The organism is Empedobacter sp. UBA5987, assembly GCF_002429865.1.
GTDB classification, from domain to species: domain Bacteria; phylum Bacteroidota; class Bacteroidia; order Flavobacteriales; family Weeksellaceae; genus Empedobacter; species Empedobacter falsenii_B.
The window spans coordinates 24,154-35,390 of sequence record NZ_DJBB01000039.1 but is presented as its reverse complement, the minus strand read 5'-3'; the positions used below and the strand labels follow the sequence as shown (position 1 = coordinate 35,390).

12 protein-coding genes and 1 riboswitch are annotated in these 11,237 nt (G+C 30.6%); of the genes, 10 read left to right on the top strand and 2 right to left on the bottom strand.

The features are described 5' to 3' along the window. Positions 1 to 289: 289 nt before the first annotated feature. Positions 290 to 874, top strand: a complete 585-nt coding sequence (locus B3J26_RS06055) for an SOS response-associated peptidase (protein WP_291073781.1) — start codon at positions 290 to 292, stop codon at positions 872 to 874. On the opposite strand, the gene B3J26_RS06050 is transcribed toward B3J26_RS06055, so the two are convergent. Continuing rightward, positions 863 to 1,669, bottom strand: a complete 807-nt coding sequence (locus tag B3J26_RS06050; protein ID WP_291073779.1) for a GIY-YIG nuclease family protein — start codon at positions 1,667 to 1,669, stop codon at positions 863 to 865. The two genes, B3J26_RS06055 and B3J26_RS06050, sit on opposite strands and share 12 nt — an antisense overlap. Positions 1,670 to 1,759: 90 nt before the next feature. Here B3J26_RS06050 and B3J26_RS06045 point away from each other — a divergent pair, with 90 nt between their 5' ends. The 3 genes from B3J26_RS06045 (at position 1,760) to B3J26_RS06035 (ending at position 3,915) form a co-directional block, all read left to right on the top strand. Further along, on the top strand, positions 1,760 to 3,028 hold the full coding sequence (locus B3J26_RS06045; protein ID WP_349679510.1) for a Y-family DNA polymerase: 1,269 nt from the start codon (positions 1,760 to 1,762) through the stop codon (positions 3,026 to 3,028). Then, positions 3,029 to 3,487, top strand: coding sequence for a LexA family protein (locus B3J26_RS06040; RefSeq protein WP_280038067.1), 459 nt, complete (start codon positions 3,029 to 3,031; stop codon positions 3,485 to 3,487). Positions 3,488 to 3,531: 44 nt separating this feature from the next. Then, positions 3,532 to 3,626, top strand: a riboswitch (SAM-I-IV-variant riboswitch). Positions 3,627 to 3,675: 49 nt separating this feature from the next. Continuing rightward, positions 3,676 to 3,915, top strand: a complete 240-nt coding sequence (locus B3J26_RS06035) for a hypothetical protein (RefSeq protein ID WP_038330370.1) — start codon at positions 3,676 to 3,678, stop codon at positions 3,913 to 3,915. Between the two features lie 45 nt (positions 3,916 to 3,960). On the opposite strand, the gene B3J26_RS06030 is transcribed toward B3J26_RS06035, so the two are convergent. Beyond that, positions 3,961 to 4,368 carry a hypothetical protein gene (locus B3J26_RS06030; RefSeq protein ID WP_286495927.1) on the bottom strand — a complete coding sequence of 136 codons (408 nt, stop codon included), beginning with the start codon at positions 4,366 to 4,368 and terminating at the stop codon, positions 3,961 to 3,963. A 223-nt stretch (positions 4,369 to 4,591) separates the two neighbouring features. Here B3J26_RS06030 and B3J26_RS06025 point away from each other — a divergent pair, with 223 nt between their 5' ends. Genes B3J26_RS06025 through B3J26_RS06000 form a run of 6 tightly spaced genes read left to right on the top strand, consistent with a single transcriptional unit; the run spans position 4,592 to position 11,237 of the window. After that, positions 4,592 to 6,151, top strand: a complete 1,560-nt coding sequence (locus B3J26_RS06025) for a type I restriction-modification system subunit M (RefSeq protein ID WP_291073777.1) — start codon at positions 4,592 to 4,594, stop codon at positions 6,149 to 6,151. Then, complete coding sequence (locus B3J26_RS06020; protein ID WP_291073775.1) at positions 6,141 to 7,280, top strand: restriction endonuclease subunit S; 1,140 nt, start codon at positions 6,141 to 6,143, stop codon at positions 7,278 to 7,280. The genes B3J26_RS06025 and B3J26_RS06020 overlap by 11 nt, the downstream gene beginning before the upstream one ends. Before the next feature lie 38 nt (positions 7,281 to 7,318). Further along, on the top strand, positions 7,319 to 8,758 hold the full coding sequence (locus B3J26_RS06015; protein WP_291073773.1) for an SIR2 family protein: 1,440 nt from the start codon (positions 7,319 to 7,321) through the stop codon (positions 8,756 to 8,758). Then, positions 8,758 to 9,444, top strand: coding sequence for a TIR domain-containing protein (locus tag B3J26_RS06010; protein WP_291073771.1), 687 nt, complete (start codon positions 8,758 to 8,760; stop codon positions 9,442 to 9,444). The genes B3J26_RS06015 and B3J26_RS06010 overlap by 1 nt, the downstream gene beginning before the upstream one ends. A gap of 1 nt (position 9,445) precedes the next feature. Next, the gene (locus B3J26_RS06005) at positions 9,446 to 10,030 is read left to right on the top strand and encodes a toll/interleukin-1 receptor domain-containing protein (RefSeq protein WP_291073769.1); all 585 of its coding nucleotides are present in this window, start codon (positions 9,446 to 9,448) and stop codon (positions 10,028 to 10,030) included. A 7-nt stretch (positions 10,031 to 10,037) separates the two neighbouring features. Beyond that, the gene (locus B3J26_RS06000; RefSeq protein WP_291073767.1) at positions 10,038 to 11,237 is read left to right on the top strand and encodes a hypothetical protein; all 1,200 of its coding nucleotides are present in this window, start codon (positions 10,038 to 10,040) and stop codon (positions 11,235 to 11,237) included.

The following is an 11,237-nucleotide window of genomic DNA, read 5'->3' as shown; positions in this document are numbered from 1 at the left end:
AACAAGGGGGAGATTACAGAAAGATAGAATCTCGTATAATGACAATTTATCCATGATAAGATGACTTAATATTTAATTACGCTAAAATAATATTGTATTCTGATATAAGAAAATAATGCGTTCTACAATTTATTATCCATAAAAATGCCCCTAAAAAGTTATACACTTTTTGGGGCATTTAATTAAATTGTACGAATTACATCAAACTCGTTAGAAATTCTTTTCAATTAATTCAATTTTTAATTGTTCTTATAGTCGTAATCATTATCTTTATTCCAAAGTTGATGCTATGTGTTTTCATGTAAAAGTGACCAAAACAAAAGAACAGATTGAAAAGAAATCAAGGTTGAAATTCAAACCTGAAGTTACATTTGCGCCAAATCCTCATTTCAAAGGTTTTGATCATCCGAAATTACCTGTGATTACCAATCAACAAGATTATATTCATTTGTTGGAATGGGGTTTAATTCCGCATTGGGCTGGAAATGATTTTAATTCGAATAACACCTTAAACGCACGCATTGAAACTATAGATGAAAAACCATCTTTTCGAGATGCTTACACCAATCGTTGTGTGATATTGGTTGATGGCTTTTATGAGTGGCGACACGAAGGCAAAGACAAAATCAAATATGATATCGGAATCAACAATAATTTGATGTGTTTAGCAGGATTGTATTCAGATGATACATTTACGATTGTTACAACTGAAGCTATTGGAATCATGGATTATATCCACAATACAAAACATCGTATGCCTGTAGTTTTAAATGATGATGAAAACTTAATGAATTGGCTTAATTGTAAACCTATTGTAGCATTTACAGATTTCAGCTATCAACGGGAAGATGGACAAGTGAGTTTATTTGGATAATTCGGATTTTATATGTCGAAATAAGATTTTTCGGACATCCTTATTATCTTGTTTTTGCTCAATAAATAATTTCATTTCATCAAGATTTTCAAGTAAATGATCACAATAACCAAATCCTTTATAAACTCCTTTTTCAATTAATACAATACCTTTTTCATTTTCATTTCTTCCAACCAATTCAAATAAAAAGTCCTTTTTAGGTAAATGCACTGTTTTCAAAAATTGACGAACTCTTTTGTTGTAAAGCTTTGGCTCTTCGATATTAATACAAGCTCCGTTACATTCTTCTAAACTATATTGAAAACAACTTGATTTGGTTTTATATAAACCATTTACTTTTTGACAAAGCTTATATTTTTCAGTGATATAGAATAAATAATCTTTTGCTTCATTTTGTGATGTAAATGAAATGATTTCGTTCCCAGAGTTATCAATTTTCTTCACAATTAATGCATGATAACCATCCGAATTTATTTCTTTATATAATGCGTAAAAGAACTTAATCTTGCGTTGAGCTCGATTAAATATTGGCAGATTTTGTTTGATTAATTCAGATTCTCTCAACAAAGCAATCAATTCATTTCCTGTATTTTCAAATTGTATAGAATGCGTAAAATGCTGAAGTTTAATTTCCTTTTTATCAAGTGATTTGAAATGCTGAATCAATCTTTTTCTGATATCAATACTTTTTCCAATGTAGATAATATCTTGCTTGTCGTTGTATAAATAATACACGCCACAAATATTTTTTGGAACTTGGTCAACCAACATTTTCAATCTATCATTCAGTACCATGGCACAAATTTACTGAATCAATTTCTAATTATTATTTTTTAACACTTTTCCGCGACACCTTGTAGCGCTTTATTTGCTCAACTTTGTAACATGATGTATGCTTTAGTTGACTGCAATAATTTTTATGCTTCGTGCGAACGAGTTTTTAATCCAACCCTAAATGGAAAGCCAGTTGTGGTACTTTCTAACAATGATGGTTGTGTAATTGCACGTTCTAATGAAGCAAAAGATTTAGGCATTCCAATGGGTGCACCTGCTTTTGAATACGAGAATAATTTCAGAATAAATAAAATCAATGTTTTCTCTTCAAATTATGCTTTATATGCGGATATGAGTAATCGCGTGATGATGATTTTAAAATCCTATTGTCCTGATATAGAAATTTATTCGATTGATGAATCTTTTCTTCTTTTCAAAGGCTTTGATAACTATGATTTGGTAAATTACGCCCAAGAAATTAAACAAAAAATATATACCATTACCAAAATCCCTGTTTGTATTGGTATTGCTCCTACAAAGGCTTTAGCTAAAGTGGCGAATCGAATAGCAAAGAAATTTCCTAAACATCATAATGGTGTTTATATGATTGATTCGAAAGATAAAATTGATAAAGCTTTAAAATGGTTAAAATGTGAGGATATCTGGGGAATTGGGCGACGTTTAGCTAAACGTTTAGCTTTTATTGGTTGTAAAAACGCGTATGATTTTACATTATTGAGTGATGAATACATCAAACGAAATTTCTCAATCGTAGAATTGCGTTTGAAAAAAGAATTGTTAGGCGAAAGCGTCTTAAAATTAGATGAAGTTCAACGCAAAAAATCAATTGCCACTACTCGAAGTTTTGAGAAAACAATCAATGATTATGAAAATCTGAAAGAGCGTGTTTCTACTTTTGCTGTTTCTTGTGCCGAAAAGCTTAGAAAAGAACAATCTAAATGCAACATTATTACTGTTTTTGTGATGACCAATCGTTTTGATGAAAAACAATCTTTTGTTTCAAATTCTTTAAGTACAACCTTAGATTTTGATTCGAATTCGAGCATTGTTTTGTCAAAAACAGCCTTATTTTTATTGGATAAATTGGTTCCTGCCGAAGGCAAAGTTCCTGATTATAAAAAAGCTGGTGTTATCGTTTCGGCAATTACTCCCGATAATCAAGCACAGATGAATTTATTTCATACAGAATCTCCAAAACATAAAGCGTTGATGAGTGTGATGGATCAATTAAATGCAAATTATGGCGATCATATGCTAAAATTAGCTTCGCAAGATGTGCGTAGAAAATGGAAAATGAAGCAAGAACGTTTGTCGCCTTGCTACACAACAAGATTTACAGATATTTTAAATGTTTATTAAATGGTACAGTTTATTCAAGTTCCCAAATTCTCAGAAGAGTTAATCAATATCCCTATCAAAACAGATGGTGAAAAACGATTTGTTCAATTTTTTGGTGATGTTTCAGCAGGTTTCCCCTCTCCTGCTGCTGATTTTGTACAAAATAATATTAGTTTAGATGAAATTTTACTGAATCATCCCGAAGCAACTTATCTTAATCGTGTGGGTGGCGAAAGTATGTATCCTGAATATCTGAAAGGTGATTTACTTATCATTCGATCTGATATCGAACCCAGACATCATGATGATATTGTAGTATCGGTCAACAATTCCGAATATACTTTCAAACGTTATGATGCCATCAACAAACAATTGATTTCTCTTAATCCGAAATACAAAAATTGTATTCAATTACAAGATGAAGATGTTGTCATTATTTTGGGAGTTGTAACTGATTTGGTGAGGCATAAGAGGAATTAAATTAATTTTGAATATTAAATCATAATTAATACTTTTATAAAAGATTCAATCATCAAGAGTACATTAAGTACACCAACCGAGTTTAACAAACCACGGTGGTAAAGCGATGAGGGCTGTTCAGTCAAAAAATTGTCACTCTCTAAATTCTTAATGATTGATACTGTTTAATAAATTAAAGTATCAAAACAATGGAAAATTTAACTGAAAAATTTGAAAAAAACTTGATTTCACTTTCAGATCAAGAAGTAATTAACTCCTTCAATAAAGAGGTGGGTAATACTGGATGGGTAGCTGCACGAGCTCACTTTCTAAAAGCACTAACTAATCAATTCGAATCAAGAGAAATTGACTATTCAATCATTAAAAATGAAAATACAATTTCTTTCGCGAAAAAGGTTTTACTAAAGGAAAAAAAATTACACTATTAAAAAACATGAGCCGATTAGCATAAATAATCGGCTCATTTTATAAATTTATAACAATTCGTAAAGCTTTACCTCTCCTCCATTTTTTTCTTCGTAACTATTCGCCCAAGTAAAATAATCATATTCAATTTCTGACCAACTATTAGCTTCATATTCGAACCCATAGTTTAGGTTTACTTGATTCAATTCAATCGAAACGTGTAACCGATCTTTGTCTTCAAAATCAATTGATTTATCAAACAGCGTATTGTTATTTAGTTTTTTTAGTACAAGTTCAACCAAATTATTTGGATTATAATTTTTCAACATATCATCTAACATTATTTCGCCGACAATTACAAGGTCTAACGCTTCATTGAAACGATACAAAACCCAGTAATTTTTTAATGATTGAACTTGATCGATTTCAAAATCAGAACAGGTACAAAACGTGACATCAGAATAAACTTGACACATCAATTTAAGTTTTGATAAATATACTTTTTTATTTCAAAAGCTTCTATCCTATTCTACCTTTTTATTCGTTGTTTATTATCATAGCGTCTTATTTTGTCGCTATACTTCATTATATTTGAAAAAAAAGTACAAATATGGTTTTACGTAAAGTTTTATCCCTTAATAAGACTTTATTTGCAGTTATTGTATTTGTATATTTACAACAAAGAATTGATAAACAATTATGGCTAAAAAAGTACAAACCAAAAGTACAGAAGAAATCCTTTGGGATGCAGCAAATAAATTACGTGGTTCGATAGAACCGTCAGAATATAAACACGTGGTATTGAGTTTAATCTTCTTGAAATTTGCAAGTGATAAATTCATCAAACGCAGAGAAGAATTGATTGCAGAAGGTAAAGAAGCCTTCTTAGAAATACCCGAATTTTATCAGGCTGAAAACGTATTCTATCTTCCAGAAGAATCACGTTGGACGTACATCATCGAAAATGCCAAACAAGAAGACATTACCTTAAAAGTTGATACTGCACTTAAAACCATAGAACGTACCAACAAATCATTGGAAGGTGCGTTGCCAGATAATTATTTCTCAAGATTGGGATTGGATCAATCTAAGTTTTCGGCTTTATTGGATACCATCAACAACATCGATACGCTTCGTGATGAAGCCCAAGATATCGTGGGACGTGTGTACGAATATTTCTTAAGCAAATTTGCTATTGCCGAAGGAAAAGGAAAAGGTGAATTCTATACGCCGAAGTCGATTGTAAACTTGATTGCTGAAATGATTGAACCGTACAAGGGAAAAATCTATGACCCTTCTTGTGGTTCGGGTGGTATGTTTGTGCAATCGTTGAAGTTTATTGAGAAACACCAAGGAAACAAAAAAGACATTTCCATCTACGGACAAGAGTTAACGAATACCACATTTAAACTGGCTAAAATGAACTTAGCCATTCGTGGGATTTCTGCCAATTTAGGAAACAAAGCGGCCGATACATTTAGTGACGATCAGCACAAAGATTTGAAAGCCGATTACATCATGGCGAATCCGCCGTTCAACTTAAAAGATTGGCGCGCTGAAAACGAATTAACGGATGATCCACGTTGGACAGGTTACGAAGTTCCTCCAAAATCCAATGCCAACTATGCGTGGATTTTGAACATGATTTCTAAACTTTCCCAAAACGGTGTAGCTGGTTTTATCTTAGCGAATGGCGCTCTTTCGGGTGGTGGTGAAGAATACAAAATCCGTAAACAAATTATAGAAAACGACTTGGTAGAAGCAATTCTGATTTTGCCAGGAAGTATGTTTTATTCTACCGATATTAGTGTTTCTATGTGGATTATCAATAGAAACAAATTAGAACGTACTGTTGAGTTAAATGATGTTACAAAACATTATAGAGATAGAAGAAATGAAGTCTTATTCTTTGATTTAAGAAGAGAGGGAGTTCCTTTTGAAAAGAAATTTATCGAATTTGATGAAGTTACAATTTCTAAAATTTCACAAACCTATCATGATTGGCAACAAAAGGATTTTGAATCAACCTATCAAAATATTGAAGAGTTCTGTAAAAGTGTTCATATAGATGAAATTCGTAAGAAAGATTATTCTTTAGTTCCTAGTAAATTCATTGACTTCAAAAACATTGAAGAGAATTTCAATTTTGATGAAAAAATGAATGAAATTAAAACAGAACTATCATCTTTATTTGAACAAGAACAAACTTTAAAGAATGATGTAGTAAACGTATTTAAATCATTAGGTTATGAATTATAAACGACTTGGTGATTATATCATTGAAAAGGTTGAATTCAATGAGGGAAATAAATACGATTTATTACAAGGAGTAAGTAACAATAAATATTTTCAGAAAGCTAAGACAAACACAATAGGAGTAGATTTGTCAAAATATCGCGTGGCTCATCATAACCAATTTGTCTTTAACAGAGCTACTACTCGTAATGGAGATAAAATATCAATTGCATTAAGAAAAGGAGAAAGTTGTATTGTATCTCCTTCATATCGAATTTTTGAGGTTAAAGATGAAAATGTTTTAAATCCAGATTATTTATTGATGTGGTTTAAACGCCCAGAATTTGACCGATATGCACGATTTAAATCTCATGGTAGTGCCCATGAATTCTTTGATATGGATGAGATGAATGATGTAGAATTACCCATTCCATCCATCGAAAAACAACGCGAAATTGTAGCCCAATACCAAGCGGTAGCAAACAAAATAAAAGTCAACGAACGAATCTGTGAGAAGTTGGAAGCCACCGCTCAAACCTTATACAAACAATGGTTTGTCGATTTTGAGTTCCCGAACGAAGAAGGACAACCTTATAAATCTTCTGGCGGTGCAATGGTGTACAACCAAGAATTAGAAAAGGAAATCCCTGAGGGTTGGGAGATTGGATTTCTTTCAGATTTAATTACTGTAAAGTATGGTAAAGATTATAAGCACTTAAATGTTGGAAATATACCTCTTTATGGTTCTGGAGGTATAATGAGTTATGTTGATAGTGTTTTATATGACAAGCCTTCAGTTTTAATTCCAAGAAAAGGTTCTTTAAATAATATCTTATATGTTAAAACTCCATTTTGGTCTGTTGATACGATGTTCTATTCAATACCCAAAATTGAAAACGTTTTGATTTATGTTTTTAAAGTACTTTCTAAATTGGATTTTAATTCTTTGAATGTAGGTTCTGCTGTTCCAAGTATGACGACAGAATACTTGAATAGCATGCAAATTTTAATACCAAATAAAGAAATACTAAAACATTTTGAAGGCGAATTGAATCTAATTGAAGATTACAAAATATCAACAAACCATCAAAACCAAAAACTTACTCAACTCCAAAGTTTGTTGTTGTCACGTTTGGCAACGTTGGAGGGGTAAAAACTAAACTACTAATAACTAAAAAAACACTATAAATTATGAATTTTGAAGAACGAAAACTTAATGCTTTTGTAAACGATTATGTTGCTAAATTAAGACAAGGTACTGCAACTATATTTTTAGGTGCTGGTATGTCTAAAGCAGCAGGATTTGTGGATTGGAAAGGGCTGTTAAGTGATTTAGCTGAGGAATTAGGATTAAGAATATCGGAGGAGAACGATTTGATTTCTTTAGCGCAATTCCATAAAAACAAAAATAACAACAGAAATAAAATCAATGAGAAAATTGTTGATGAATTTACTGATAAAGATGTTGAAACTGAAAATCATAGAATTATTGCTAGACTTCCATTTAATACTATTTGGACTACTAACTATGATGATTTAATTGAAGATGCTCATACTAAAATTGGGAAAAAAATAGATGTAAAGAGAAATATTGATGATTTATTTATAAATAGAGGAAATAGATCAAACATTCTTTATAAAATGCATGGTGATAAAGATCAAGCTAATGATGCAGTTTTATTAAAAGAGGATTACGAAAGATATTATTATACTCATGAACCTTTTCTTTCAATTCTTAATTCCGAATTGATTTCAAAATCCTTTCTTTTCGTTGGTTTCAGCTTTACTGATCCTAATGTCAATTACATATTCGGGAGATTAACACATCGTTATAGTGATAAAAGTAAAGATCATTATTGTATAATGAAAAGGACATCTCTATCAGACTGGGGGAATGACCAAGCTAAATTTGAATATGAAAAAATTAAGCAAGAATTATTCATTAAAGAATTAGAAAGATATAGAGTTCAAACAATACTTATAGAGAATTATGGAGATCTAACCTTGTTATTGAAAGAAATAGAAAAAAGGTATAATTCACATTCAGTTTTTATTTCTGGAAGCGCAGTTGAATATGGTGATTTCGTTCCTTTAGAAGCTCAAAATTTCATTCATCTTTTATCAAAAGAGTTAATCAAGAAAAACTTCAATGTTGTTAATGGTTTTGGTTTGGGTGTTGGGAGTGCTGTGATAAACGGAGCTTTAGATGCTGTTTATTCAGAACCTAAGAAATATTCAGAAAATCAATTAATATTAAAACCATTTCCTCAGTTTCCATCTGGTGAAAAAGATTTAGGTACACTATGGGAAGAATACAGACAGAATATGATTTCTCGTGCAGGTATCTCAATCATTCTCTTTGGTAATAAAGATGTTAGTGGAAATATTGTTAATGCAGGTGGAGTAAAAAGAGAGTTTCAAATAGCTTTAGAGCATGGACTTGTTCCAATACCGATTTCTTATACAGGCTATATGGCAAAAGAAATTTTTGATATAATATCACTGGATTATTCTAAATATCATTTGACGGAAGAGCTGTTCACAGATTTATCTCAATTGACTTTAGATAAAGATGATTTAAATAAAAGTGTTAAACAGATTGTTTCAATTGTTCAAAAAATAGCTAAATAATGGGAAGAAAAGTATTTGTATCGTATAAATATGGAGATACTCAAGTTCAAGATTTAAATGTATATGAAGAAAATTGGTTTGGAAGACAAAAAGTTCAAACTAAAGCACGTCATTATGTTGATGAATTAGCTAAAATATTAGATAATGAGGATCATATCTATAAAGGTGAAGACGACGGAGAAAGCCTAGCTGGTTTTAGCGATGAAACTATAGCTTCTAAATTACGAGATAAAATTTATGATAGTTCGATAACAATTGTTTTAGTTTCGAAAGGAATGAAAACCTATGACGCTGAGAAAGATCAATGGATACCATGGGAAATTTCTTATTCATTGAAAGAATACACAAGAAATGGTAGAACAAGCTTATCAAATGGTATTATAGCGGTTGTTTTACCTGATGAATGGGGAAGCTATGGGTATTATATTACACAAGATTCTGTTTGTAACTGTAGAAATCTAAATACACCTTTTCTGTTTCAGATTTTGAAAGATAATATGTTTAATATTAAATCACCCACTACTGAAATTTGTACAAATGGATCAACGGTTTATTATGGAGATAGTTGTTATATTCAATCTGTAAAATGGGAAGATTTTAAATCTACACCTAATTACTATTTGAATAAAGCTATTGAAATACGTGATAATAAAGAGAATTATAATATAACTAAAACTGTAAAATAATATGAGTTACATATCAGAATCACAATTAGCTAATTATAGAAGTAGAACTAAAACATTTTCTGCTGATAATATTGTTTCACTAAATGAAAGTTATTCAAGAGATAAGGCACGCCCAATGATTTTTTTATCGCATAAACATGATGAGCATTCTATTTTACAAGATGTTATTGCTTTTTTAAAAGAAGAAGGAGTTGATGTATATGTTGTTTGGATGGATGCTTCAATGCCAGCATATACTAATGCAGAAACTGCTCATAAACTTAAAAATAAAATTAATGTTTCTGATAAGTTTATTTTATTAGCTACACCAGGCGCTATAAATTCAAAATGGTGTAATTGGGAACTCGGATTAGGTGATGCTGCCAAATACATTGAAAATATTGCTTTATTTCCTATAAATAAAAGCAATCAGAATTTTAGTGGTTCGGAATATTTAGCAATCTATCCACGAATTGAATATCAAGATGGTACAACAAAATATGTTGGAGGTGCTTATATTCAAAGAGGTTACTATGTACTATATCCTGCTGATAAAAATGGAAGTAGTAGACTTTTTCCATTAAAGGATTGGTTAAAATCTAAATAAATTTTGTTTGGGACGAACAAAACGAAAATATGTAGGTTCAATGATAAAGCTAAGTAAGAGCTTAAAAAAGCCACTTTTTCAAGTAGCATCTCTTATGCCAAAAGGTTTTACAAATAAGATGTTCGTTAATGAGTTTAAAACACTTTATAGATTTTTATGGGATGATTTAGAATCTAAGTATATTGAATATAAAAGAATGGATGAAGGACGAAAAAAGAAAGGGTTTCCTAAAATATATTTTTTTCCTGCTCCTGCAGATTATATTTTAGAAAGATCTCACGCAATTCTTAGTAATACTAGATTCAAACATTTTAAAGGAACTTATTTAAGTAATGATGAAATTTCTGCTAAACGTGAAATATTAATTCAAGAAAGTAACAGGAAGACCTTAAGTCGTCAAGCAAAATTAGATAGTAATTTACAATTAGTACAAGAGGTTACGCCTAGTTATACAAACTTTTTTATCAAAGAATATTTTAGACTTAAACGCAATAAACCTGATGATGTTACTTCTAGATATGTATTGCTACAAGAAGCTTCAAGGTACAGATGTAGAAGTACAATAGAATTCTTACATAAAGTGAATGCTTCTGAAAGAAATTTTCAATTAAGACATTTTGTATTTATTACTCTTCAAAAATTCGGGGAAAAAGAGGTCAGATTAAGAAAAAATAGGAAAGGAAAAGCAAGAGTTGGAGATAAACTATTTCCAGCTAAAATTGAATCACCATCAGAATTACTAAGTCATATATATAGCTCACAATTGGAAAAAAATAAAAAATACGATTTATTTCTATCCCATAGCTCTACAAACAAAGATTTACTATTGGGTGTAAAGACTATGCTTAATTCTTTAGGTTTTAATGTATATATAGATTGGATAAATGATAAGGAAAGTTTAAAAAGAACTTTGACCAATGCTGATACTGCTCAGGTAATTGTCGAAAGATTAAAAGCTTGTAATGCTTTAATGTTTGTATATACACAAGATAGCTTAAAATCTCTTTGGACACCATGGGAAATTGGATATTTTCACTCTTTAAAGGGTAAGATATGTGTTTATTATCCAGATGATATTGATGAAAATCTGATTCCTGCATATATTAATATTTACCCTAAAGTTTATTTGGAAGAAAATCGTTTTGTGGTCAAAATAGATGAAGAAACAATGTTTATAAGAAATTGGTTTAATTTAAAGGATCAATAA

Excerpts from the sequence above, each read along its gene's own strand:
- B3J26_RS06055 (WP_291073781.1), top strand. The coding sequence starts at position 290 with ATGTGTTTTCATGTAAAAGTGACCAAAACAAAAGAACAGATTGAAAAG.
- B3J26_RS06050 (WP_291073779.1), bottom strand. The coding sequence starts at position 1,669 with ATGGTACTGAATGATAGATTGAAAATGTTGGTTGACCAAGTTCCAAAA.
- B3J26_RS06045 (WP_349679510.1), top strand. The coding sequence starts at position 1,760 with ATGATGTATGCTTTAGTTGACTGCAATAATTTTTATGCTTCGTGCGAA.
- B3J26_RS06040 (WP_280038067.1), top strand. The coding sequence starts at position 3,029 with ATGGTACAGTTTATTCAAGTTCCCAAATTCTCAGAAGAGTTAATCAAT.
- B3J26_RS06035 (WP_038330370.1), top strand. The coding sequence starts at position 3,676 with ATGGAAAATTTAACTGAAAAATTTGAAAAAAACTTGATTTCACTTTCA.
- B3J26_RS06030 (WP_286495927.1), bottom strand. The coding sequence starts at position 4,368 with ATGTGTCAAGTTTATTCTGATGTCACGTTTTGTACCTGTTCTGATTTT.
- B3J26_RS06025 (WP_291073777.1), top strand. The coding sequence starts at position 4,592 with ATGGCTAAAAAAGTACAAACCAAAAGTACAGAAGAAATCCTTTGGGAT.
- B3J26_RS06020 (WP_291073775.1), top strand. The coding sequence starts at position 6,141 with ATGAATTATAAACGACTTGGTGATTATATCATTGAAAAGGTTGAATTC.
- B3J26_RS06015 (WP_291073773.1), top strand. The coding sequence starts at position 7,319 with ATGAATTTTGAAGAACGAAAACTTAATGCTTTTGTAAACGATTATGTT.
- B3J26_RS06010 (WP_291073771.1), top strand. The coding sequence starts at position 8,758 with ATGGGAAGAAAAGTATTTGTATCGTATAAATATGGAGATACTCAAGTT.
- B3J26_RS06005 (WP_291073769.1), top strand. The coding sequence starts at position 9,446 with ATGAGTTACATATCAGAATCACAATTAGCTAATTATAGAAGTAGAACT.